Annotated in this window: 22 protein-coding genes and 1 pseudogene; 17 read left to right on the forward strand and 6 right to left on the reverse strand. The window is 65.2% G+C overall.

Annotated features, from left to right (window positions below; all coding sequences use genetic code 11):
• From AB4074_RS13320 to AB4074_RS13395, 16 genes and pseudogenes are all read left to right on the forward strand, one after another.
• Positions 1-342 (forward strand): annotated as a pseudogene (locus tag AB4074_RS13320) (sugar ABC transporter ATP-binding protein); the annotation flags it as partial.
• Between the two features lie 31 nt (positions 343-373).
• Positions 374-1,804 (forward strand): aldehyde dehydrogenase family protein, encoded by a 1,431-nt coding sequence (locus AB4074_RS13325; protein ID WP_441413802.1) that lies wholly within the window; start codon positions 374-376, stop codon positions 1,802-1,804.
• 22 nt (positions 1,805-1,826) lie between these two features.
• On the forward strand, positions 1,827-3,776 hold the full coding sequence (iolD, locus tag AB4074_RS13330) for a 3D-(3,5/4)-trihydroxycyclohexane-1,2-dione acylhydrolase (decyclizing) (protein ID WP_441413803.1): 1,950 nt from the start codon (positions 1,827-1,829) through the stop codon (positions 3,774-3,776).
• Complete coding sequence (locus tag AB4074_RS13335; protein WP_441413804.1) at positions 3,773-4,561, forward strand: HpcH/HpaI aldolase family protein; 789 nt, start codon at positions 3,773-3,775, stop codon at positions 4,559-4,561. The genes iolD and AB4074_RS13335 overlap by 4 nt, the downstream gene beginning before the upstream one ends.
• 29 nt (positions 4,562-4,590) lie before the next feature.
• Complete coding sequence (locus tag AB4074_RS13340; RefSeq protein WP_441413805.1) at positions 4,591-5,802, forward strand: Gfo/Idh/MocA family protein; 1,212 nt, start codon at positions 4,591-4,593, stop codon at positions 5,800-5,802.
• A 35-nt stretch (positions 5,803-5,837) separates the two neighbouring features.
• The gene (locus AB4074_RS13345; RefSeq protein ID WP_441413885.1) at positions 5,838-6,821 is read left to right on the forward strand and encodes a LacI family DNA-binding transcriptional regulator; all 984 of its coding nucleotides are present in this window, start codon (positions 5,838-5,840) and stop codon (positions 6,819-6,821) included.
• A gap of 106 nt (positions 6,822-6,927) precedes the next feature.
• Positions 6,928-7,860 carry a hydroxyacid dehydrogenase gene (locus tag AB4074_RS13350; RefSeq protein WP_441413806.1) on the forward strand — a complete coding sequence of 311 codons (933 nt, stop codon included), beginning with the start codon at positions 6,928-6,930 and terminating at the stop codon, positions 7,858-7,860.
• A gap of 91 nt (positions 7,861-7,951) precedes the next feature.
• Positions 7,952-8,983 (forward strand): inositol 2-dehydrogenase, encoded by a 1,032-nt coding sequence (gene iolG, locus AB4074_RS13355; RefSeq protein WP_441413807.1) that lies wholly within the window; start codon positions 7,952-7,954, stop codon positions 8,981-8,983.
• 2 nt (positions 8,984-8,985) lie between these two features.
• Entirely contained in the window at positions 8,986-9,765 is a 780-nt protein-coding gene (locus tag AB4074_RS13360) for an SDR family oxidoreductase (RefSeq protein WP_441413808.1), read from the forward strand.
• On the forward strand, positions 9,762-10,649 hold the full coding sequence (locus AB4074_RS13365) for a sugar phosphate isomerase/epimerase family protein (RefSeq protein ID WP_441413809.1): 888 nt from the start codon (positions 9,762-9,764) through the stop codon (positions 10,647-10,649). The genes AB4074_RS13360 and AB4074_RS13365 overlap by 4 nt, the downstream gene beginning before the upstream one ends.
• Positions 10,646-11,671, forward strand: coding sequence for a Gfo/Idh/MocA family protein (locus AB4074_RS13370; RefSeq protein WP_441413810.1), 1,026 nt, complete (start codon positions 10,646-10,648; stop codon positions 11,669-11,671). The genes AB4074_RS13365 and AB4074_RS13370 overlap by 4 nt, the downstream gene beginning before the upstream one ends.
• Positions 11,671-13,164 (forward strand): CoA-acylating methylmalonate-semialdehyde dehydrogenase, encoded by a 1,494-nt coding sequence (locus AB4074_RS13375; protein ID WP_441413811.1) that lies wholly within the window; start codon positions 11,671-11,673, stop codon positions 13,162-13,164. Before AB4074_RS13370 ends, AB4074_RS13375 begins: the two co-directional genes overlap by 1 nt.
• Before the next feature lie 228 nt (positions 13,165-13,392).
• Positions 13,393-13,851: an SRPBCC family protein gene (locus AB4074_RS13380; protein ID WP_441413812.1), complete on the forward strand. Its 459-nt coding sequence runs from the start codon at positions 13,393-13,395 to the stop codon at positions 13,849-13,851.
• Positions 13,848-14,390, forward strand: coding sequence for a GNAT family N-acetyltransferase (locus AB4074_RS13385; RefSeq protein ID WP_441413813.1), 543 nt, complete (start codon positions 13,848-13,850; stop codon positions 14,388-14,390). Before AB4074_RS13380 ends, AB4074_RS13385 begins: the two co-directional genes overlap by 4 nt.
• 31 nt (positions 14,391-14,421) lie before the next feature.
• Entirely contained in the window at positions 14,422-14,625 is a 204-nt protein-coding gene (locus AB4074_RS13390; protein WP_441413814.1) for a helix-turn-helix domain-containing protein, read from the forward strand.
• A gap of 7 nt (positions 14,626-14,632) precedes the next feature.
• A complete protein-coding gene (locus AB4074_RS13395; RefSeq protein WP_441413815.1) occupies positions 14,633-15,097 on the forward strand; it encodes a Clp protease N-terminal domain-containing protein in 465 nt (154 codons plus the stop codon).
• Here AB4074_RS13395 and AB4074_RS13400 read toward each other — a convergent pair.
• The 4 genes from AB4074_RS13400 to AB4074_RS13415 all read right to left on the reverse strand — a co-directional run bounded on the left by AB4074_RS13400 (position 15,094) and on the right by AB4074_RS13415 (position 19,215).
• The gene (locus AB4074_RS13400; protein ID WP_441413816.1) at positions 15,094-16,632 is read right to left on the reverse strand and encodes an HNH endonuclease; all 1,539 of its coding nucleotides are present in this window, start codon (positions 16,630-16,632) and stop codon (positions 15,094-15,096) included. The genes AB4074_RS13395 and AB4074_RS13400 overlap by 4 nt on opposite strands.
• Positions 16,633-16,720: 88 nt before the next feature.
• Positions 16,721-17,122, reverse strand: a complete 402-nt coding sequence (locus AB4074_RS13405; protein ID WP_441413817.1) for a VOC family protein — start codon at positions 17,120-17,122, stop codon at positions 16,721-16,723.
• Positions 17,123-17,131: 9 nt separating this feature from the next.
• Positions 17,132-18,499 carry a sensor histidine kinase gene (locus tag AB4074_RS13410; RefSeq protein ID WP_441413818.1) on the reverse strand — a complete coding sequence of 456 codons (1,368 nt, stop codon included), beginning with the start codon at positions 18,497-18,499 and terminating at the stop codon, positions 17,132-17,134.
• On the reverse strand, positions 18,496-19,215 hold the full coding sequence (locus AB4074_RS13415) for a response regulator transcription factor (RefSeq protein ID WP_441413819.1): 720 nt from the start codon (positions 19,213-19,215) through the stop codon (positions 18,496-18,498). Before AB4074_RS13415 ends, AB4074_RS13410 begins: the two co-directional genes overlap by 4 nt.
• A gap of 168 nt (positions 19,216-19,383) precedes the next feature.
• Here AB4074_RS13415 and AB4074_RS13420 point away from each other — a divergent pair, with 168 nt between their 5' ends.
• Positions 19,384-19,932, forward strand: a complete 549-nt coding sequence (locus tag AB4074_RS13420) for a hypothetical protein (RefSeq protein ID WP_441413820.1) — start codon at positions 19,384-19,386, stop codon at positions 19,930-19,932.
• 108 nt (positions 19,933-20,040) lie between these two features.
• Here AB4074_RS13420 and AB4074_RS13425 read toward each other — a convergent pair whose 3' ends face one another.
• Together AB4074_RS13425 and AB4074_RS13430 are read right to left on the reverse strand one after the other, a co-directional pair.
• Positions 20,041-21,627 (reverse strand): MFS transporter, encoded by a 1,587-nt coding sequence (locus AB4074_RS13425; RefSeq protein WP_441413821.1) that lies wholly within the window; start codon positions 21,625-21,627, stop codon positions 20,041-20,043.
• Positions 21,628-21,882: 255 nt separating this feature from the next.
• A complete protein-coding gene (locus AB4074_RS13430; RefSeq protein ID WP_441413822.1) occupies positions 21,883-22,686 on the reverse strand; it encodes a putative protein N(5)-glutamine methyltransferase in 804 nt (267 codons plus the stop codon).
• Between the last annotated feature and the right edge of the window lie 246 nt (positions 22,687-22,932).

Below are 22,932 nucleotides of genomic sequence, written 5' to 3' on the forward strand. Positions count from 1 at the left end.
GCCGCCCTGGGTGTCAAGCAGTCCGGCGTCGTGCTCCGGTACATCCTGCAGGCCCGCGACCGCGGCCTGGGCGTCATCTTCATTACGCACAACCCGCACCACGCCTTCCCGGTCGGTGACCGGTTCCTGCTGCTCAAGCGCGGCAAGTCGATCGGCTACTACGACAAGAAGGACATCACCCTGGACGAGCTCACCGCCCAGATGGCCGGCGGCGCGGAACTGGCCGAACTCGCCCACGAACTCGAACAACTCGGCGGACACACCGAAGCCCTCAAAGAAGTCCAAGCCGAAGTCGCCGAAGTCGCTGACGCGGCATACGAAAGCAACGCCAAGCGCCACTGAGCGCAAAAGTTCACAACCTGATGGAGCAACCATGGAAATGCTAATAGCTGGAAACTGGCGAGGTGCCGCCGACGGCAGGACAGAGGAAGTCCGCTCGCCCTTCGACGGCCGGACGATCGACACAGTCCCCGTGGCGACCGTCCAGGACGCACAGGCCGCCCTTGACCGGGCCGAGATCGGCGCCCACCTGCAAAGGACCACGCCGGCCCATGTCCGCGTCGACATCCTCCTGCGTGCGGCCGCCCTGGCGGATGAACGCGCCGAGGACATCGCCCAGACCCTTAGCGCCGAAACCGGAAAGCCCATCACTGAGGCGCGGGGCGAGGCCAGCCGCTCGGGCAACATCATCCGCCTCGCTGCCTATGAGGGAAGCCAGCTGTACGGCTCCACGCTTCCCTTGGACGCAAACTCGGGGACAGGCTTGGACAAGATCGGCTTCACGTTGCGGCAGCCGGTGGGCATCGTCGTCGCCATCACCCCGTTCAACTACCCCGCCCTGCTGGTGTTGCACAAAATTGCACCCGCGCTGGCAGCCGGTAACGCCGTCGTACTTAAACCCGCCCGCGCAACGCCGCTGACGGCACTGAAGCTGGCACAGTGCTTCGTCGACGCCGGCCTGCCGCCTGAAGCTCTGTCCGTGATCACCGGACCTGGCAGTTCCCTTGGCGACGTCCTGGTGACGGACCCGCGGGTCCGCAAGGTGTCCTTCACCGGCTCCACCAGCACCGGGACGCACATCAGTTCAATCGCGGGAGTGAAGAAGCTGTCCCTCGAGTTGGGGGCCTCATGCCCGGTGATCATCCTGCCGGACGCGGACCTCGAACTCGCCGCCACCGCAGTGGCTGCCGGCGGCTACGTCAACGCCGGGCAGGTATGCATTTCCGTTCAGCGGGTCATCGTTGACCGTCGGGTTGAAAAGGACTTCCTGGATGCGTTGGTCCCGAAGGTCGAAGCGATCGCCGTGGGCAACCCCAAGGAAGAGGACACCCGGCTCGGCTCCCTGATTTCCGAAGAGGAAGCAGCACGCGTCCACACGTCCATCCTCGAAGCCCGCCATTCGGGCGCCCGGGTCCTCACCGGCGGTGACCGTGACGGCGCCGTGGTGACTCCCGCCGTCGTCGCCGGGGTCGACCCCCGGTCGCCGCTGAGCCGGAACGAATTGTTCGGACCCGCCGTCGCAGTCTCGTCCGCGCCGGACATGGAGAGCGCCATCGCGATGGCGAACGACAACGAATACGGCCTGGGCGCCGGCATCTTCACGAGCGACGTCGCCGGAGCGGTCCAGGCCATGCGGCAGATCGACGCCGGCAACATCCACATCAACTGGTCGCCGCTGTGGCGGGCCGACCTCATGCCCTACGGCGGCTTGAAAGGCAGCGGGATCGGCAAGGAAGGCGTCCGTTCCGCTGTCCAGGAAATGACCGAAGAGAAGACGGTCGTCCTGCACGGACGCCCCTGGTAACCACGACAACGGGAATAAGGCAATGACCACACCATCGCAGACCATCAGGCTCACCACGGCCCAAGCGGTCGTCAAGTACCTCTCGGCACAGTATTCGCTCGCTGACGGCGTCCGCCGCCGCTTGGTCCCCGCTGCCCTTGGCATCTTCGGCCACGGCAACGTGGCAGGTCTCGGCCAGGCACTGGACGAACTGGCGGACGACATGCCGTTCATTCAAGGCCGTCATGAGCAGTACCTGGCTCACATCTCCACAGCGTATGCCAAGGCGAGCCGCCGCCAGGCTGTCCTCGCGGTCACGGCCTCCATCGGCCCGGGTGCGCTCAACCTCGTGACCGCCGCTGGGCTGGCAACGGTCAACCGGATTCCTTTGCTGCTCCTGCCCGGTGACACCTACGCCACCCGGCACCAAGGCCCGGTACTGCAGCAGCTGGAACACCCCACCGAGGCTGATGCCACGGTCAACGACGCGTTCCGACCTGTATCGCGATTCTTCGACCGGATCAATCGCCCGGAGCAGCTGCTGACGGCGCTTCCGCAAGCAATGCGGGTGCTCACGAGCCCCACTGACACGGGTGCAGTGGTCATTTCGCTGCCCCAGGACGTGCAATCCCACGCCTACGACTTCCCGGCCGAATTCTTCGAGCCGCGCGATTGGAAGATCCGCCGGCCGCTGCCGGACCTGGAAGAGGTCGACGACGTCGTCCGGCTCATCCGTGCGGCGGAGCGTCCGGTGATTATCGCCGGCGGAGGCATCCACTACTCCGACGCCCACGCGGCCCTCGAGGCGCTGGCAGGGCAAACGGGAATTCCTGTCGTCGAGACGTTCGGCGGCAAGGGCGCCGTGACCAAGGACGAATGGTGGCAAGTGGGCGGCGTCGGGCTGGAGGGCAACTTCGCGTCCAACACCCTGGTCAAGCAAGCCGACCTGGTCCTTAGCGTCGGCACACGCCTCACCGACTTCGCTACCGGCTCCCAGTCGATCTTCGAAAACCCGGACGTCCGATTCGCGTCCTTGAACATCGTGGACGCCGATACCCGCAAGCAGGGCGCCACCGGGATCCTCGCGGACGCCCGCTTGGGCCTGGAAGCACTTGCCCGCGCCTTGGAAGGGCACAGCACCGCGGAAAACTGGCAGGAAACGGTTCATTCCGAGAAGGCAAAGTGGGCCCCGATCCGGTCGCAGTGGCTCGACGCCGACACTGCCTACCGCCCGGAAGACCACCCGGAGGCGCCGGTCACCGGAGCCGTCCTCACCCAGCCGCAGCTGATCGGACTGATGCAGGAGCACGCCCGCTCCGGCGACACCATCATCGCCGCAGCCGGAGGACCTCCCGGTGACCTGCAAAAAGTCTGGGATGCCACGGGCAACCGCAATTGCCACTTGGAATTCGGCTTCTCGTGCATGGGCTACGAAATCGCGGCCGGCATGGGCGTCCGCTTGGCTGAGGGCAACAACGACAACCGCGTGGTCACCTTCATCGGTGACGGCACCTTCCTCATGGCACCCACCGAAATCCTCACCGCGGCCCAGGAAGGACTCAACGTCACGGTTGTCGTCTCCGAAAACCACGGTTACCAGGTCATCCACCGTCTCCAGATGAACCGTAGCGGCAAGGAATTCGGCAACGAGTTCCGCTACCGCACCACCGGAGGCAGCGTCGCCGTCGACGACGCCCCCAAGGCGCGGCTGGACGGCGACTACCTCAAGGTGGACCTCCGGCAGATCGCTGAGGGCCTGGGCGCTCTCGCCATCCGAGCAACCACGGCGGCAGAGGTCCGGGAAGCACTGGCCTCCACTCGCGACACCCAAGGACCCGTCGTGATCGTGGTGCCAACTGTTCCCCATGTGGATCTGCCGGGCGGCGACGTCTGGTGGGACGTAGCTCCCGCAGAAGTGTCCGGACAGGAATGGGTCCGTTCGTTGCGCTCGGACTACGAGAAGGCCAAGGGCCGCCAGCGGTGGTTCGGATGAGCGGCGGCAACTACGACGGCGGACCGCTCGACGGCGGTCGGCTGCGGCGCCGCTTGGCGGCCGGAGAGGTGACCCTGGGAACCTTCGTTGGCATGGCTTCGGCCACCGCGGTGGAAGTGTGTGCCGCTGCCGGAGCTGACTGGGTTCTGATCGATCTTGAGCACGGTTCCGGCGGTGAGGATGCCGTCCGCGACGGCGTCCTGGCGGCCGGAAGCTACGGCGTCCCCACCATTGTTCGCGTGGAGAGCGGAGAACGGATCCGCATCGGCCGGGTCCTGGACCAAGGCGCGGCGGGCATCATGGTGCCCCGCCTGAACTCCGTAGAGGAAGCCGACGAAACGGTGAAACACATGCTGTATCCGCCCTACGGCGACCGCGGCGTGGCAACGTATAACCGTTCCTGCCGCTGGGGCATGGACCGGGCTCCGTTGAGCGCGGACCAGCAGTCAACCGTGGGAATCATCCAGATCGAAACCGTGGACGCGCTGGAGCACGTGGAGGAGATCGCGGCGCAGGACGGCGTGGATGTCCTTTTCGTCGGACCAATGGACATGTCCTTCGCTTTGGGTGTGCCGATGCAACTGGACAGCAATGTCTTTCAAGAGGCACTGCAACGAGTAGTCGCCGCTGCGCAACTGCACAACAAAGCTGCCGGCATCCTCGCGGTGGACGGCATGGCTGCGGCCAAGTATGTCCGCCAAGGCTTCCGGTTCGTGGCCATCGGCTCGGACTCCACCATCATGGCGGCGGCGTTCCGAGACGCCTTCGACACCGCACGCAACTGACAAGAATTTTCAACGAGAAAGGCATTAACGTGAGCCAAGAATCCCGCACAGTCGGTGTAGGCCTTATCAGCGTCGGGTGGATGGGAAAGCTCCACTCGCGCGCCTACCAGACGGTCCCGTACGCCTACCCGGAGCTTGGCTTGACCACCAAGCTGGTCATCGCGGCGGACACGGCACCGGACCGGGTGGACTACGCCCGCGCTGTCCTCGGCTTCGCGGAAGGAACCACGGACTACCACGATGTCCTGAACCACCCGGACGTGGACGTCGTTTCGATCTGCGCCCCCAACTTCCTGCATGCCGAAATCGGCATCGCAGCGGCCAAAGCCGGCAAGCACTTCTGGATCGAAAAGCCCGTTGGGCGTGGCTACGAAGAAACCGCAGCCGTGCAGGAAGCCGCTGTGGAGGCCGGCGTCGTGACCTCCATCGGCTACAACTACCGGCATGCCCCCGCGGTAGAGCACGCCAGGAAGCTCATTGCGGACGGGCGCCTCGGGCGTATCACCAACGTCCGCGCGGTGTTTTTCTCCGGTTATGCGTCGGAGCCCAACGGCGCCCTGTCCTGGCGCTTCGACCGGAAACTAGCCGGCACCGGCGTGCTGGCGGACCTGTTCAGCCACGCAACGGACCTGTGCCAATATGTAGTTGGGCCCATCGCCGAGGTAACCGCGCTCACAAGCACGGTCTACACTCAGCGACCCAAGCTGGCGATGGGGTCAGGGACGCACTTCGCGGTGATCGAAAACGGTGAAATGGGAGAGGTCGAGAATGAGGACTACGCTGCAGCGCTCGTCCGCTTCGGCCCGTCCGCCCGCGGAGCAGGCGCCGTCGGCACCATCGAATCCTCGCGCGTTGCCGTTGGACCCGAATGCGGTTACCAGATCGAGGTCTACGGGACCGAAGGCTCGCTCAAATGGGACTTCGAGCGCATGAACGAACTCAAGGTCTGCCTGGGCCGCAACAACAACGAGCAGGGCTACACCACCGTCAACGCCAGCCCCCGCCACGGCGACTACGCACACTTCCAACCCGGGCCCGGCAACAGCATGGGCTTTGACGACCTCAAGGTCATCGAAGCCAAGAAATTCCTCGTCGCCGTCACTGGAGGAGCACAGGAAAACTCCAACATCCACGATGCCGCCTCCGCTGCCGCAATTGTCAGCGCCGCTGAAGCGTCGTCGCTGTCCGGTCAATGGCAGAAGATCGAGGAAATCCACGGCACCACGGCAGCGCGGGCATAACCATGGCACCTCCATCCGCCCGGCGGCCAACGATCATGGACGTGGCAGAACGCGCCGGCGTTTCCAAGTCCTTGGTCTCACTCGTGCTGCGCGACTCACCGCGCGTCAGCGACGAACGCCGCCAGCGGGTGCTCAAGGCTGTTGAAGAGATGGGCTTCGAGTTGAACCTCGCAGCCCGGTCCCTGGCAACACGGGACAGCGGAACCATCGGTGTGCTGGTCAGCGACATGCACAACCCGTGGGCCTTTGACGTCGCCGACGCCGCACGGACCGTACTCGAAGAGGCCGGGCACACTGTCCTCTTCAGTGCGGTCACCGCGGCGGGCAGGGGAGTGGACCAGTCCATCCTCCAGGCCTTCCGGGACTTGCGGGTCGCGGGCCTGCTCGTTGTCGGAACCGTGCCTGACAAAGCACCGTTCAACCGCGCCGTTTCCGGCGGGGCTGTGGTCTTTGCCGGTGGGGGACCGGACTACATCGATACCGCCGATATCGTGCGAAGCGACGATGCCCTCGGCATGTCCATGGTTGTTGAGCACCTGATCGCCCAGGGACACGAAAACATCGTGCACCTCGGCGGCCTGGGTGGCTCGGTTGGCCGGGAACGCGTGGACGGTTATTCGGCGGCAATGGAAGAGCGCGGGTTGGCCCGCTATATCCGCGTGGTCGACGCCGACTTCTTCCAGGAGTCCGGCTATGTTGCCGCCCAAAGGGCACTGAGTTCCCGTTCCAAGCACCAGCGCCCCACAGCGTTGGCCTGCATCAACGATCTCGCCGCTTTTGGTGCCATGACAGCGGCCGATGAACGCGGCGTCGAAATAGCCGTCACCGGTTATGACAACATCGCGCTGGGTGCCATGCCGCGCCTCGGACTGACCACCGTCGATCCGGACAGCTCCACCATTGGCGTCACAGGGGCCAAGACCCTCCTGGAACGCATCCATGGTGAGGGCAGCGGATTCGTCCACCATTCCGTCACGCCCCACTTGGTCGTGCGGAAATCCAGCCTCCTGGGCCTTTAGAACACACAGGCCGCTAGAACACACAGGCCTCTAGAAACGCCTCCAGCAACACCGATAACAGCGCAATTTTCGGCGCAATCCCATACCCACATCTTCAAGGATGACGATGGCTTCCATAACCACACCCCAAATCTTTGTCGCTCTCGGCAGCGTCGAGCCAGACCTCGTGGAACCGCTTCTCTCCGAACACCAGCGGCTCATCCAGGACCCCACCGACGAGGACCTGGCCAATGCCGATGCCGCGATCGTCAGGGCTGCCTACCGCGTGGACCGTGAACTGTTGGATCGCATGCCCGCCCTCAAAGTCATCGCCAGGACCGGCGTCGGGACCGACCTTGTGGACGTCGCCGAAGCCAGCCGACGCGGAATCCCGGTGGTCATCACGCCCGGAAGCAACACCGCCTCGGTGGCCGAAGGCGTGTTCGCCCACCTGCTGGCGCTCGTCAAGAAGCTCTCTCCACTGACCGCGCTGGTCCGCGAGGGCCGCTGGGAGCAGCGTGCCGCCGTCGGCGTCGGAGACCTCGAGGGATTCACGCTCGGCATCATCGGTTACGGCCGCATTGGCCGCCGCGTGGCGCGTATCGCCGAGGCCTTCGAGCTGAAGGTCCTGGCCTACGATCCTTTCGCCGAAATCCCCGCCGAGATCCGCTGTGACACCGTGGAGGAGCTCCTTGCAGGCAGCGACTTCGTCACCCTCCACGCGCCCCTGACACCGGAAAACCACAACCTCATCAACGCGGACCGGCTCAAAGCCATGAAGCCCGGAGCGATCCTCGTCAACTGCAGCCGCGGAGGCCTCGTCGAGCTCGACGCCGTCCACGAGGCCCTGCAGTCCGGCCATCTTTCCGGGCTCGGGCTGGATGTGTACGATCCCGAGCCGCCCGCCCACCACCCATTGTTCGATCACGAAAACGTCGTCCTGACTCCGCACCTGATGGGATTCACCCGTCAAGGCATGGCCCACACCGTCAGGGACGCCGCCCAGGGTGCGGTTGACGTCCTCGCTGGCCGTACGCCCGCCGCGGTGGCAGCGCCATGACAGTTCAGAAGTTGGGCACGTCCCCGTCCACCATCCAGAACCAACCCAAGCCCGGCCTTTCCCGGGCAACCCGCTAGAAAGGACCCCACACATGTCCACTGAACGCCCCCTGAAGGTCGCGCTGTTCGGTTCCGGCCGCATCGGGCAGGTCCACGCCCGGAACATCGCCGAGCACCCGGACCTGGAACTGGCATGGATCGCCGACCCCTTCATTGACGGAGCCCGCACGTTGGCGGCCGGGACCGGCGCTGTCGCCCTCGAGTCAGCCGACGAGGTTTTCGCGAACGGTGACCTTGACGCCGTCGTGATCGGATCGCCCACCAGCACGCACGTGGACCTGATCTCGCGCGCCATGGCGCAAGGCGTGGCGGCCCTCTGCGAAAAGCCGATCGACCTCGACATCGAGCGGGCGCTCGCTTGCCGGGACGCGATCAAGGGCAACAACACGCCCCTCATGCTCGGGTTCAACCGGCGCTTCGATCCCCACTTCGCGGCCATCCAGTCGCGCGTCGCAGCGGGCGAGATCGGCCGCCTCGAACAGCTGACCATCATCAGCCGCGATCCCGCACCTGCGCCCGCTGCCTACATCGCCACCTCCGGCGGGATCTTCCGGGACCAGAGCATCCATGACCTCGACATGGCCCGCTTCTTCGTCCCTGACATCATCGAAGTTTCGGCCACCGGCGCCAACATGTTCTGCGACTACATCGAGGAAGCCGGGGACTTCGACTCGGTTGTCATCACCCTCAAGGGCCGCGACGGCGAACTCGTCACCATCACCAACTCCCGCCACAGCGCCTTTGGCCACGACCAGCGCCTGGAAGCGTTCGGCAGCGAGGGGATGCTCAGCGCGGGCAACGTCACCCCGACGACGGTGCGCAAGTATGGTGCCGCGGGCACCGAAGAGGCGGACGCCTACCTGCCGTTCTTCCTGGAGCGTTACGCCCAGGCTTACCGGAACGAGTTGGACAGCTTCGCCAAGGCCATCCGCGCAGGCACCCCCTGCAGCCCGGGATTCGACGACGGCCTGCAAGCACTCGCTTTGGCCAACGCGGCTGAAGAGTCCGCCCGTTCCGGCCGCGCCGTCAGGATCGAAAATTCGGTCAAGATCGGGCAGCTGTAGCCATGCCACTTCTCCAGGACAAAGTCATCCTGATCAGCGGGGGCACGCAGGGTTTGGGCGCCGGAGTCGCGAGACGCGCGGCGGCCGAGGGTGCAGCCGGGATTGCGGTCACAGGCCGGAACGCGGACTCAGGTGTTCGGCTCGCCGCGGAGATCACGGCATCCGGCGTCGAAACCCGGTTCATCAAGACCGATCTTGCCGACGTCGAACAGGCCCGGAACTCGGTGCTCGAGACGATCAACGTCTTCGGTCAACTTGACTGCGCGGTCAATGCGGCCGGCCTGACCACCCGCGGCACCATGCTGGACACGACGCCCGAACTTTTCGACGCGCACATCGCGGTGAACCTGAAATCGCCGTTCTTCATCATGGCCGAAATCATCAAGCATCTTTGTAGCAGGGGTGTGCCAGGAAGCATTGTGAACGTCATCTCGATCGCCGAACTCGGCGGGCAGCCGTACTTGGCGCCGTATGTGGCGGCCAAAGCCGGCCTGGCCGGGGCAACCCGAAACGCGGCGCACGCCCACCGTTGGGACAAGATCCGCATCAACGGGCTCGACATCGGCTGGACCGCCACGGACGGCGAAGCCGAAACCCAGAAGAAATTCCATGGCGCAGGGGACGACTGGCTCGAAAAGGCCAACGCGTCCGTCCCCATGGGAAAGCTCGGACAAGTGGACGAGATCGCCGAATTCATTGTCTTTCTCCTCTCCGACAGGAGCGGTGTTGTCACAGGCTCGGTCATCGACTGGGACCAAAACGTATACGGAGGATCAGATTGAGCATCATCACCAAGCGCCTTGCCGCAGCACCCATTTCCTGGGGCGTCTGTGAAGTCCCCGGATGGGGCCACCAGCTTGAGGCCGACAGAGTCTTGTCCCAAATGACGGAGCTGGGAATCAGCGCCACCGAGTTCGGCCCCGCCGGCTTCCTCCCCGAACAGGCCGCCCAACGCGCGGAGGTGCTGAAGCGGCACAACCTCCAGGCCATCGGCGGATTCTTCCCCGTCATCCTGCACGATCCGTTCAAGAACCCATTGGATGTTGTGTCGGCCGAGTTGGACGCGTACGAAGCAGCCGGGGCCAGCGTCATGGTCCTCGCCGCGGAGACCGGCGTCGCAGGTTACGACCAGCGCCACGAGCTCGACGCCGAAGGCTGGGAGCTGTTCGGCAGGAACCTCGACGCCGTGGTCAAGGCCGCCGCTGACAAAGGTATCCAGGCGGTGGTCCACCCGCACGTGGGAACCATGATTGAAAGCACCTCGGATGTTGACCGGGTCCTGAACGACACTGCTGCGAACTTGTGCCTCGACACGGGTCACCTGCTCATCGGTGGCACCGATCCTGCCTTGCTCGTCCGCGGCTACGCAGCCCGTATCGGACACACCCACCTGAAGGACGTGCGAACCGCCGTCGCGAAGCGTGTCCAGTCCGGGGAGATTTCCTACACAGACGGCGTCAAGGCGGGCATGTACGTGCCGCTGGGGCAAGGCGACGTCGGCATCGCCGGCATCGTCCGGGACCTGCTGGACGCCGGTTACGAGGGCTGGTTCACCATGGAGCAGGACACCATCCTCGAAGTCGCACCTACCGACGACGGTCCGGTCCGGGATGTCCGTCAGTCCGTGGCCTTCCTGCGTCAACTCGAAACGGAAATCAACCGATGAGCGCGGTCCGCTGGGGAGTGCTGACCACGGCACGGATCGCCCAAGGCAGGTTCCTGCCCGCCATGAGCCGGGCTCGGAACGCAGTAGCGTCGGCCATCAGCAGTCCGAACGGAAAGGCAGCCGAAGTTGCAGAGCGCTTCGGCATCCCGGCCGCCTATTCTTCCCACGGGGAATTACTGGCCGATCCAAGCATCGAAGCCGTCTACCTGCCCTTCCCCAATTCGCTGCACGCCGACTGGATTGTTGCGGCCGCAGAGGCTGGAAAGGACATCCTCTGCGAAAAGCCGCTCGTCGCCAACACCCACGACTATCGCCGGGTGCTGGAAGCCTGCGAACGCAACGGGGTGAACCTGATGGAAGCGTTCATGTACCGCTTCCATCCCCAGCACCAGAAGGTCCGTGAGTTCATCGACTCGGGCAAGATCGGCGAGTTGGTGTCTATGCACGCCCGCTTCCACTTCGTCATGGACCGAAGCGAAGGCGAGGTCCGCCTCCAGCCGGGAATGGACGGAGGTGCGCTCAACGACGTCGGATGCTACGCCGTCGACATCATGAACATGGTCATGGGCCGCGCGCCGCAAACCGTCTTCGGCAAAGGTACAAGCCGCACGGACGCGGTGGAAACCACTATGGCCGCGATCCTGGACTATGGGGACGTCTTGGGAACGCTGGACTGCGGTTTCGAGGGCCCGCGTACCAACACGTTCCAGATCATCGGTACGAAAGGCCAGATCACCCTGGACAAGGCCTTCGACCCGGATCCGGGCGAAATTGCCCGCGTTACCGTGTCCTTCCGCGACGGCAGGTCCGAGTCTGTCGATATCGGGGAAGACCCGTTCAAGACCGAAATCGAACGGTTCAGCGCGTGGGTGCGCAACTCCGGACCCGAACTCGTCCAGAGGGAATTAACCGAACAGAACCTGGCTGTGCGCCTGGCGCTCCAGGAATCACTCGCCACCGGCTTGCCGCGGGATGTCAACGACGTACATGCCGTGGAGCACCACCTACTACAGGAGCAGTAATGACCACCATCAACCACTTCATCAGCGGAACCGAAGCTGCCGGTAGCGGCACGGGCACCAAGCCCGTCTACAACCCGGCCACGGGTGCCGTGACTGCCCAGCTTCGTCTGGCCAACCTGGCTGATCTCGACGCCACCGTCGCCGCCGCAAAGGAAGCCGCTGCGAGCTGGGGCGACATTTCGCTTGCCAAGCGCACTGCCGTGCTGTTCAAATTCCGTGAGCTCGTCGCCGCGCATGTGGACGAACTCGCTGCCCTGATCACGGCCGAACACGGCAAGGTCCTCAACGACGCCAAGGGCGAGATCGGCCGCGGCCTGGAGGTCATCGAGTTCGCTTGCGGCATCCCGCAGTTGCTCAAGGGCGAGTACTCGGACCAGGTCTCCACCGGCATCGATGTGTTCTCGTTCCGGGAGCCCGTGGGCGTGGTGGCGGGCATTACCCCGTTCAATTTCCCGGTGATGGTGCCGCTGTGGATGGCTCCGATGGCGATCGCCACCGGCAACGCGTTCATCCTCAAGCCGTCCCACCGCGTTCCCTCGGCCGCCATGTTGTTGGCCAAGTTGTGGAAGCAGGCCGGACTGCCGGATGGCGTGTTCCAGGTCCTGCATGGGGACCGTGAGGTTGTTTCCGGTCTCCTGACGCACCCGGACGTGGATGCCATTTCCTTCGTGGGCTCCACGCCTGTTGCGAAGCACATCCTTGAAGTGGCAACGGCCCACGGCAAGCGGGTCCAGGCCTTGGGCGGGGCGAAGAACCACGCGATCATCATGCCCGACGCCGACCTGGACAACGCGGCCGACCACCTGGCCGCAGCCGCGTTCGGTTCCGCCGGGCAGCGTTGCATGGCAATCTCGGTTGCGGTCGCCGTCGGCGATGCCGCCGATCTGCTGGTGAAGAAGGTCGAAGAGCGTGCCCTCGACGTCAAGGTCAAGAACGGCACCGAAGCCGACGCCGACATGGGGCCCGTGATCAGCCCCGAGTCGCGCGAGTTCATCGTCAAGACGGTGACCGAGGCTGAGCAGGCCGGCGCCGCGATGGTCGTGGACGGCCGCGACCTGGTGGTTCCCGGCCACGAGGACGGTTTCTGGGTCGGCCCCACCGTGATCGACCACGTCAAGACCGAAATGAGCGCTTACCAGGAGGAGATCTTCGGACCCGTCCTGGTAGTGGTCCGGGTCGAGGACCTGGACGAAGGCATCAGGCTGATCAATGCCAATCCGTACGGCAACGGCACGGCGATCTTCACGTCCTCCGGCGCCAGCGCCCGCAGGTTCCAGCGTTCCGTGGACGTCGGCATGATCGGCATCAATGTCCCTTTGCCGGTTCCTGTTGCCTATTACTCCTTCGGCGGCTGGAAAGCATCCCTGTTCGGCGACAAGCACATCTACGGTCCCGAGGGCGTCTCCTTCTACACCCGCGGCAAGGTCATCACCTCCCGCTGGCCTGAGTCGACCCACGCCTCGGGAGCTTCGTACAACTTCCCGTCGAACTAGTCCCCACCGGCTCCCAACCTTCGCAAGCTCAGGTCGGGGCCCTCGCCGGCGTGGGCCCAGCCACCGGCTCCCTCGCCTCGCAAGCTCGGCCAGGGAACCCTGGCGGCGTGGGCCCAACCACCGCCACCCAACTGACTCGCAGTTGTTGTCGTTTTGGCGCCTCTTAACGACAACAAATGCGAGCTAGTTGGGTCGACGGGTGTTTCGAAACGGTGGCAGGATCGAAGCATGACTGTGTCGTTCACATGCCGTACGCATATCGGAATGGAGCCCGGGGAGCTCTTCGACCTCGCCCGCAATGTCGACGCGCACCTCGGCTCCATGGCCAAGTCCCGGGAACGTGCGGTTGCCGGCGTCGTGGCCGGGCTGCTCTCGGAAGGCGACGAGGTCACCTGGCAGGCTTGGCATTTCGCGGTGCCCCTGCGGATGAGCAGCCGCATCACCCGGTTTCGCTTCCCTGATTCGTTTACGGACGAGCAAGTACGGGGTCCCTTCCGGTTCTTCCGGCACGTGCACGAGTTCCTTCCCGACGACGACGGCGGCACGCTCATGATCGATCGCGTCGAGTTCGCGGCGCCCTTCGGCGTCGTGGGCAGGCTTGCGGAGAAAGCTTTCCTGGGGCGATACCTGCAAAACCTCATTGAACAGCGCAACGAATACCTTGCCCGCAACGGTGCCGCCGCATGATCAGGACGGCCCGCGCGGACGAACTGGAACGGCTTCGCGGGATCGAATTCGCCGCCGGGGAGATATTCCGTTCTTGCGGAATGGACGCCATCGCAGACGACGAGCCGTTGACCGTCACGGAGCTAGCTCTCTACCAGGCGCGCGGCAGTGTTTTGGTGTTTGCCGACGCGTCAGACGTACCCGTGGCCTATCTCCTGCTTGAACACCTCGACGGAAATGCGCACGTGGAGCAGTTGAGTGTCCACCCATCGCACGCGCGGCAAGGCCTCGGGAGCGAGCTACTGGACGTCGCCGAAAAGCGGGCACACGCGGAGGGCTTGGAGTGGCTGACCCTGACCACTTTCCGCGATGTTCCGTGGAATGCGCCCTACTATCGCAGGCTGGGTTTCGAGGAACTGGATCCGGAGATGTTGGAAGACGGACTCCGGGGCATCCTGGAATGCGAGGGCTTGGTGGGCCTGAACCGTTGGCCGAGGATTGCCATGCGGCGGCGCGTCAGATCAATCCTTACTCAGGAGAATTCTGTCAGTCTGTATTGACACGCGCATGCTGTCAGTTCAAACTGACAGCATGAACGGTGATGAGCTGACTTCCCACATCCCTGCGACGGACCCGGCAATCGGCCTCCGCGCGGTGGGTGCCCTGCATCGCTTGGCCGAAAAAGTCGAGGCCACCAACGTGGCCCTCGCGCGGCAGCAGGGCTGGTCCTGGGAGCAAATCGGTGATGCTTTGGGCGTCTCCAAGCAGTCGGTCCACGCCAAATACGGAAAGTGAGCCTGCCATGTTTGAACGATTTGCCGGCGAAGCCAGGACCGCTGTCCATGCCGGCGCCGAGGAAGCCAAACGCCGCGGAGACCGCAGAATTGGCACGGACCATTTGCTGCTGGGATTGCTCCACGACCCCGAGAGCTGCCGGACTTTGGAGACGGACCTGGAGTCGGCCCGCGCCAAGCTCGATGCCCTCGACCAGCAGGCGCTGGAAGCCGTGGGCATCACGCTGGGGGACTTCGGCCCGCTGGATGCGCCCAAGGGAAGCAGCCGAACCACCTTCACGTCGGCCGCCCGCTCAGTCATCCAAGACTCCTTGATATTGACCACCCGGGAGAAGGCCCGCAGGATCAGCGCGCGGCACCTTCTGCTCGCCCTGCTGGAGCGGCATGAACCGGATCCGGCTGCCGTCCTGCTCCATAACCTGGGCGTCGATACGGCGGCACTCAAGGCCCGGCTCCAGAATCCGGGGTCCTAAGCTGACTGTCGTTGCGGGCGCCAGTAGTACAGTTCCCCGAAATAGTGGTCCGTCGTAGTCGGCGGGTCCGCGCCGGGCGAATTGCTGGTCACTTGGCTGGGAGCGGACCGGTGGAAGCCCGGCAGGGGTGGGGCTGTTGATCGGTAGGTATGTCCGGTGGGGGTGCGGATGTCGAGGGCATGCCGTGTCCCGGGGCGTGTTGTTGTCTTGGTTCGTGTTGTCCAGCCGTTGAGTTCTTTGGTGTGGTTGCAGGCTTCGCACAGGCCCGCCCCGTTGGCCAGGCTCGTTGTGCCGCCGTCGTGCCAGGGGATGATGTGGTCGAAGTGCCGGATGGGCGCGTCGCAGTAGGGGGTGCGGCAGGTGTCGTCGCGGGCCCGGATGAAGCGCCGCATGCCTGCCGGGAAGAACCGTGCCCGCGAATCAGCGCCGACGAGCTCTCCGGTCCCGGGGGCGGTGTAGAGGCGCCGGAGCCAGACTTCTAGATCCTGGTCTTGGCCGGGTTGGCCGGGTTGGCCGGGTTGGGCGGGTTGGGCGGGTTGGGCGGGTTGGCCGGGTTGGCTGGGATCGGCTGGGCCCTTGTTCCCGGTGAGAAGTGTCCTCGCCCAGCCGGCGGGGACGATGCCGTAGCCGGGCAGCCGTGCTGGCTCGCTGTCGCCCTGGAAGAGGGTGCGGTCGGTCATGACGAGCTGGACCTCGACACCGGTGATGCCTGCGGGGGTGCCGGTGGTGCGTTCGACGAGGGTGTCGGCCATGATCTGGCCCCGGGACCGGGTCTCCCCGCTGGAGCGGAGGGTGTCGGCGTGCCGGGTCAGGGCCGTGTGCACGGCCACGCCCTGCGCAACCGGGAGCAGGGCGGTCAAATAAGTCATGGTGTCCGGTGCCGGGCGCAGGCTGACATGACGTTCGGCCGCCGCGTGGCTTGCGCGCTGGGTGACGGAGCGGGGGTCCCGCCGGTAGGCCGCGGTCCTGGCCGCGGCGATAATCGCCTTGTCTCCGGCGCCGTCGAAGACTCCCGTGTCGGCGGCGAGTTCCTCGTCCACGGCGCAGCGGTCCTCGGCACTCAGGCACGCCGTTTCCTTCACCAGCAGGGTGGCCCGCCATTCGTTCAGCCGCCCGGCGTCCAGGGCGGCGAGGGTGTGCGGCATCTCGGTCACGAGCGCCTTCGCCAGTCCGTGGAGCCGGGATCCGCGGGCCGGGGACTCCCTCCGGGCCAACGCGATCTGGGCTCCGACGCCTCGCCCCTGCTCGTCGGCCGGAACACCGGCCGCCGCGTCGGCGCCGCGTTGGGCGGCGTCGAACGCGACCGCGATCCGGGCCTGCGAAGCGGCGGCCGCGGACTTCAAATCCTCCAGGGCACGCAACTGGCTTATCAACTCGGCGCCCCCGGCCGGTTCGGTGCCCACGGCGCATGGCCTGAACGAGGCAACGGTATCGATCAATTCCCGCACCCAGGCATCCGACACCGGAGCATCCGGAACCGCGCCGCCCGACGGCGCCCCTGATCCGATCAGCTGTGTTCCCCGGTTCCCGGCCATGACCAAAGCATTCCAGAGGGGTCTGACATTAATAGGTAAAAGAGCACCTGCCCGCCGAATGGCCCGGAAATCTGCAGAACGTCGACCCCTACCCCGCAACCAGCTCAACCTCGTATCCGTCGGTATTCACCAGATAGGCGGCGTAGTGGTCGGCCCCGCCGGCGTGGGGATATTTGCTCTCGAACATCTCGTACCAGCCTGAGTCCGCGCCGAGCTCCTGGAGCCGGTCCACTTTCTCCCTCGTCCCTGCGTGGAACGCGAGGTGGTTGAGCCCGGGCTCCGTCCTCCGGTGCGTGCTTCCCGTGAGCGCCGTGGACTGTTCGATCACGATGTACGTGCCTCCGAGTTTCCAACTGCAGCCCTCGGGCCACTCCTGGAATTGTTCGTAGCCCAATTCGGTCAGCAGCCAGCCCCACTCTTCCTGCGCCCGGGCGATATGAGGTACCCAGATCTCTACGTGGTGCAGCGAACCCACCGGAACATCAGCCATGCGCAGAGTCTACGTTTGCCGGGAGTCCACGGGAATGCCAGGCAACTCCACCACAAATGCCGCGCCGCCCTCACGCGCAGCTCGCACACTGATGCGGCCACCCATCCGCTGCACGATCCTTGCGGCGATGGACAGACCCAGTCCGCTTCCAACAGGCCGTTCTCCGCTGTATCTGGCAAAGAGCGCACCGCGTTCAAACGCGACGGCGGCATCCGCCTCCGTGAGGCCAGGTCCGCCGTCGCGCACTTCAACGGTTAGCCCGCTGCCGGAAGGATAGGCGGCGAGCACAACGGGAGAGCCTTCAGGTGTCACGCGCAGGGCGTTCTCCAGCAAGCCGTCCACCACTTGGCGCAGCCGCTGGCCATCGCTGCGGACCGGCAAGGGCCCAAGAGGCAGTTCGAGCCGTCCCGCGACCCCGTTCTGGACGCACACCGCTTGCCAGGCCTGCCAACTCTCGCGCAGGATCAAGGTTGCGTCAACGGGCTGCAGTTCCACGCGGAAATCGTCGGACTCAAGCCGTGCCAATTCCAGGAGATCGCGGACAAAACGGTCCAGGCGGTTGGTTTCGGCCACGAGGGTCCGCCCGACCCCGACCACGTCGTTTCCGCTGACCACGCCATCGGCAAGCGCCTCGGCGTAGCCCCGCAGCGCGGTCAGGGGTGTCCGGATTTCATGCGAAATGGAAAGCAGGAACTCGCGTTGGCGCCCCTCGCTGGTCCGGAGCGCGGCGTCGAGGGCCGCCAGCGCCTGCGAAACTTCCACTACTTCGGCCGGGCCGCCTGGCGTGACAGCCACGAATCGTTCTCCGGCCGCGAGCCGATGGGCCGAATGTGCTGTGCGCACCAAGGGCCGGCTCAACCATTGGGCCAACAGGCCGCCCGCCACTATGGCGAACACGAGGCAGACCGCGAGGGCGATCAGCATGCGGCTCAACAGGGGAGCGGCGGCGGCGCGGATTTCGGACACGGGCTGAGCCAGTACCACGCCACCGCCGGCCGCCAACGGCCGGGCCTCGAGGACCACGGTGTTCTGCGGACCGTTCACCGACGTCGAGACCGACTTTCCGGCGAGGACATCTGCCACTGTCCTGGCATCCACCAGCCTTGCCCCGCCGCCTGTCACGCGACCGTCGGTGCTGATTTGCGCTAGCCTCGCGCCGTGCGTGAGCAGATCTGCGCGAAGGTCCTGCAGGCTTCCAATGCTTGACTGCTTACTGAGGGAATCGGCCTCAACCGCGAGATACTTCTTGGCTTCGTCCACGGCCGTGGCGTTGACCAGTTGCGCGGCCAGAAGGCCGGCAAGTACGACGGCGACAGTCGCGACGGCGGCGATCACCGCCGTCGTGCGACCGGCCAGTGTGCCGAACCAGCGCCTCACGTGGCTCCCCCGGCGGCGGGGTGGGGGCCGGACGATTGGGAAGCTGCGGCGGAATAGCCGACGCCGCGGCTTGTCGCGATGGGGGAGTGCTCGCCGAGCTTGGCGCGGAGCTGCGCGATGTGCACATCCACGGTCCGTCCGGCGGCGTAACTGGCCTGCCCCCATACGGCGGACAGGAGCTGCTCACGGGAAAAGACCCGGCCAGGCTGCGTCATGAGGTACGCGAGGAGGTCGAATTCGGTGGCGGTCAGCGTGAGTTCCTCGGTGCCGGCGCGTGCGGTCCTGTTCAGCGGATCCAGTTCGACGCTGCCCAACACCAGCGGTTTGGACCGTGGAGTGCCTTCGGTCCGGCGCAGGACGGCCTTGACCCGGGCGACCAGTTCGGAGGGCGAAAACGGCTTGGTGAGATAGTCGTCCGCGCCTAATTCCAGGCCAAGGACGCGGTCCACCTCCTCATCGCGGGCAGTGACGAACAATACCGGCGTCCAGTCCTCCGCCTGCCGCAGTTGCCTGCAGAGCTCGATCCCGTCCATGCCGGGCAGCCCGACGTCGAGGATCACCGCGACCGGTTTGAGCCGCTTGATCTGTGCCAGCGCGGAAATCCCGTCCCGCTCAACGTGCACGCCGAACCCCGCGCGGCCCAGATAGAGGCGCTGGATATCGGCAATCGCCTGTTCATCCTCGGCAATCAGCACCAATCCGCGGCTGTCTTCCATGCGTCCATTCAACAGCACGGACGGTTCCCTTGGAGCGTGGTTGTCAGCCGGTGGCGACGGTTTTACATTCCTCGAACATTGGCCGAACAGTCAGTTCACGCGGCCGGACCAGAGTGTGGTGAAGAGCGCCGGAGGATCGACCGCCGGCCGGAACAAAGGACACGGACCATGAACAACAGCACCCCGAGCTCCAGTACCCCCGCTGAAGGCCGCAAGCGCACCAGGGCCCGCACCGCCGTCGTCGGCGTCCTGGCAGCTGGCCTCCTGCTGGGGGGCGGCGTGATCGCCGCAAACGCGGCCACCTCAAACAGCACGAGCGCGACGGCGGCAGCCGCCTCCCAGCCAACGACGGCGGCAGCCACCTCCCAGCCCGCAGCGACGGCGGCGACGGCGGCCGTGGCGGCCAAGACCGCTCTGGCGCGCCACCCCCTCGCGGCCGGCCTGCGGTTCTTCGTCAACGGCGACAGCAGCAAGCCGGGTTACGGTCAGCGCGCCGCGAAGATCGCCACCTTCATCCTGGACGAGCGACCGAAGCTGGCCGCAAAGCTGCCAGCCGCGTTGCAGGCGGACCTGAAGGCGCTGAAGGATGCGGCGGACGGTGACCGGGTCGCGAAGGCCACCCACATCAGGGACACCGCGCTGAATGGCGGCTACGGTCCGAAGATCCAGGCGCAGGCAAAGCGGATGCAGGAGCAGAAGGCCGACCGCAAGGCCTAAGGGACAAGGCTTAAACGACGGCAAGGCTGGTTATTTGTAGCGTTCCGCTACAAATAACCAGCCTTGTTCTGCCGGCGCGGGCCGCCCGCAGCCCCGCCCGCTGTGTGCCTAGGCCGGGACGGGGTCCCGGTCCGGCTCTGCTGCTACGAGTGTGCCGTCGTCGAACGGCATTTCGTCCAGGTCGATCAACGGGTTGGTGTCCTGGGTGGCCACAAGCTCGCGGGCCTCTGCCTGGGTGTCCACACTCGGCATGGAGCCCGGAAGCGGGCGCTGTGCGGATTCACGCAGGAAGTAGATGGCGATTGCGCCAACCACGGACGTTCCCATGAGGTAATACGCAGGCATCATGTCGTTGCCGGTGCCCTGGATCAAGGCGGCGACAATGAACGGCGTGGTGCCGCCGAAGATCGCTACAGAGAAGTTGTAGGCGATGCCCATTCCCCCATAGCGGCTCGAGGTCGGGAACAGTGCCGGCAGCGCGGAGGCGAGGTTTGCCACGTAGAACGTGACCGGGAAGGCGATCAGGGCCAGGCCGGCAAGCGTGGACCAGATATCGCCGATGCCGATCAGCAGGAAGGCCGGAACGGCGAACACGACGGTGCTGATGGCGCCGATCCACAGTACGGGCCGGCGGCCGATCCGGTCGGAGAGCTTGCCCGTCAGCGGAATGCAGACTGCCATGATGACCAACACCGGGATGGTCAGCAGCGTGCCGTGAACGGGGTCGTAGCCCTTGGACTCGGTCAGGTAGGTGGGCATGTAGGAGGTCAGCATGTAGCCCACCGTGTTTGCGGCGGCGGCAAGGATCATGGCGAGGATGATCTGGCGCCAGTAAGCCCTCACGATGCCGATGGGGCCCTTGGCTACCGCGGCATCGCCTGCTGCGGCGTCCGCGGCGAGGGCTTCCTGGGCATCCAAAGTGGCTTGGAACTGGGGTGATTCCTCGATCTTGCTACGGAAATACACCGCAATGACTCCGAGGGGACCAGCGAGGAGGAACGGCAGTCGCCAGCCCCAGTCCTCCATGGCCGACTGGCCGATGGTGAGCTGCAGGATGGAAACGAGGGCCGCACCCAGGGCGAAGCCGATGTAGGAGCCCATATCCAGGAAGCTCGCGAAGAAACCGCGGCGCTTGTCCGGAGCGTATTCGCTCACGAACGTAGTCGCGCCGGCGTATTCGCCGCCGGTCGAGAAACCCTGGACAAGTTTCAGGAGGACGAGCAGCACAGCCGCCCAGATGCCGATTTGTGCGTATCCAGGCAGGAGTCCGACGGCGAAGGTGCTGGCAGCCATCAGCAAGAGTGTTGTGGCGAGCACCTTCTGGCGGCCCACCTTGTCACCGAGCCAACCGAAGATTACGCCGCCGAGCGGCCGTGCCACGAAGGTTGCGGCGAAGGTTCCCAGAAGGAACAGGGTCTGCACGGACTTATCGGCCTCGGGCAGGAAGACCGGCCCCATCGTCGTGATGAGGTAGCCGAACACGCCGACGTCGTACCATTCCATGGTGTTGCCGACGATCGTGCCGCCGAGTGCTTTTTTCAGCATGGGCTGGTCAACGACGTTGACGTCGGATACCTTGAGTCGACGGCGTGTTGGAAGTTTCAATTTTGAGGCACCGCGTGGTGCAGTCTTGCTCGTTGCAGCAGCGTTCCTAGCGCCTGCTGAAGAGTCGGTAATGCTTCGGTCTGTGGGCATTTGTGTTTCTCCTAGGGAGATCATTTGCTTGCGACATACAGCTGCTCCGCTCTGGGCAGGGTTTCAATTTTACGCGAGATTCGCCGGATCTGAGAGTAGGGCCCTGTAATTCGGGGCTATTCCACCCCCTTTTCGGGGCAAATGTCTGACATCCATTTGCCCCCTACAGCCCCGGAATCACGCGGATTTTGGCGCGATCCGGGGGTGCGTTACCAAATTGTTTGGTTCAGGGGCCCGAAACGCACAGTTTGCTGATCATTTCCGGTGGGTTTCCCGTAGTTTCCCCAGCACCACCGTGGCATCGAATTCTTCAGAATGGACCACAAGCGCGGACAGCCCGGCGTCCCCGAACAAGGCCGCCGTCGTCGGGGCCTGCCGGATGCTCGTTTCGATCAGCAGCCGCCCCCCGGGAGCGAGCCACGACGGAGCCTCTCTGGCGATCCGGCGCTGCACATCCAAACCATCCGAGCCGCCGTCGAGCGCCACCCGCGGTTCATGCAGCCGGGCCTCCGGCGGCATCATCCCGATCGAGTCCGTAGGGACGTAGGGGGCGTTGGCCACCAGGACGTCCACCCGGCCGCGAAGAGTGTCCGGCAGGGCCGAAAAGAGATCGCCTTCATGCACCTGGCCGCCCGCCAGCCCGATGTTTCGGCGGGCGCAGCGGACCGCTGCGGGGTCGACGTCGGCCGCGTGAAGCTCAATGCCGCCCACTGCGGCAACCAAAGCGGCACCCACGGCACCCGAGCCACAGCAAAGATCGACGACGACGGCGCCCGGCCGGACGAGGCGGGCAGCCTCCTGGACGAGGTGCTCCGTGCGGCGGCGGGGGACGAAGACGCCAGGTTCCACCGTGATGTGTTGGCCGCAGAACTCAGCCCACCCCAAGAGGTATTCAAGGGGCAATCCTGAGACGCGTTGTCCGAGCAACCGCTCAAGATCCTCGGGGGCGTGCGCCGCGGCGATGAGGAGTCGGGCCTCGTCCTCGGCGAAGACACAACCGGCAGAACGGAGCCGGGCTGTGACGGCGGAATGGGAAGGCTGGAACGCGGGTGCTGACATGGGAGAGTCTTTCGGGGTACCGAGGGGTGCTCTCCGGGCCATGCTAGCCGAGAGCGAAGGCGGAGGCCATGCGTGAAACAGCCTCGACAAAAAGCCGGGGTTCACAAACACGGCGAGGAGTGTCTAGGGTGGGTGCATGGGAACACTGATTTTTGAATAGACCAGCCGATCCCGGTTCGTCGCAGATGCCCGCAAGGCACTGAAGATGCTTACCGGCACCGCTGAGTTTGAGCCGACAAAAATCCA

Origin of the sequence: Arthrobacter sp. 2MCAF14, assembly GCF_052115645.1 — a bacterium.
Taxonomy (GTDB): domain Bacteria; phylum Actinomycetota; class Actinomycetes; order Actinomycetales; family Micrococcaceae; genus Arthrobacter.

Coding starts and splice junctions, on each gene's coding strand:
- AB4074_RS13325 (WP_441413802.1), top strand. CDS start 374: ATGGAAATGCTAATAGCTGGAAACTGGCGAGGTGCCGCCGACGGCAGG.
- iolD (WP_441413803.1), top strand. CDS start 1,827: ATGACCACACCATCGCAGACCATCAGGCTCACCACGGCCCAAGCGGTC.
- AB4074_RS13335 (WP_441413804.1), top strand. CDS start 3,773: ATGAGCGGCGGCAACTACGACGGCGGACCGCTCGACGGCGGTCGGCTG.
- AB4074_RS13345 (WP_441413885.1), top strand. CDS start 5,838: ATGGACGTGGCAGAACGCGCCGGCGTTTCCAAGTCCTTGGTCTCACTC.
- AB4074_RS13350 (WP_441413806.1), top strand. CDS start 6,928: ATGGCTTCCATAACCACACCCCAAATCTTTGTCGCTCTCGGCAGCGTC.
- iolG (WP_441413807.1), top strand. CDS start 7,952: ATGTCCACTGAACGCCCCCTGAAGGTCGCGCTGTTCGGTTCCGGCCGC.
- AB4074_RS13360 (WP_441413808.1), top strand. CDS start 8,986: ATGCCACTTCTCCAGGACAAAGTCATCCTGATCAGCGGGGGCACGCAG.
- AB4074_RS13370 (WP_441413810.1), top strand. CDS start 10,646: ATGAGCGCGGTCCGCTGGGGAGTGCTGACCACGGCACGGATCGCCCAA.
- AB4074_RS13375 (WP_441413811.1), top strand. CDS start 11,671: ATGACCACCATCAACCACTTCATCAGCGGAACCGAAGCTGCCGGTAGC.
- AB4074_RS13380 (WP_441413812.1), top strand. CDS start 13,393: ATGACTGTGTCGTTCACATGCCGTACGCATATCGGAATGGAGCCCGGG.
- AB4074_RS13385 (WP_441413813.1), top strand. CDS start 13,848: ATGATCAGGACGGCCCGCGCGGACGAACTGGAACGGCTTCGCGGGATC.
- AB4074_RS13390 (WP_441413814.1), top strand. CDS start 14,422: ATGAACGGTGATGAGCTGACTTCCCACATCCCTGCGACGGACCCGGCA.
- AB4074_RS13395 (WP_441413815.1), top strand. CDS start 14,633: ATGTTTGAACGATTTGCCGGCGAAGCCAGGACCGCTGTCCATGCCGGC.
- AB4074_RS13400 (WP_441413816.1), bottom strand. CDS start 16,632: ATGGCCGGGAACCGGGGAACACAGCTGATCGGATCAGGGGCGCCGTCG.
- AB4074_RS13405 (WP_441413817.1), bottom strand. CDS start 17,122: ATGGCTGATGTTCCGGTGGGTTCGCTGCACCACGTAGAGATCTGGGTA.
- AB4074_RS13415 (WP_441413819.1), bottom strand. CDS start 19,215: ATGGAAGACAGCCGCGGATTGGTGCTGATTGCCGAGGATGAACAGGCG.
- AB4074_RS13420 (WP_441413820.1), top strand. CDS start 19,384: ATGAACAACAGCACCCCGAGCTCCAGTACCCCCGCTGAAGGCCGCAAG.
- AB4074_RS13425 (WP_441413821.1), bottom strand. CDS start 21,627: ATGCCCACAGACCGAAGCATTACCGACTCTTCAGCAGGCGCTAGGAAC.
- AB4074_RS13430 (WP_441413822.1), bottom strand. CDS start 22,686: ATGTCAGCACCCGCGTTCCAGCCTTCCCATTCCGCCGTCACAGCCCGG.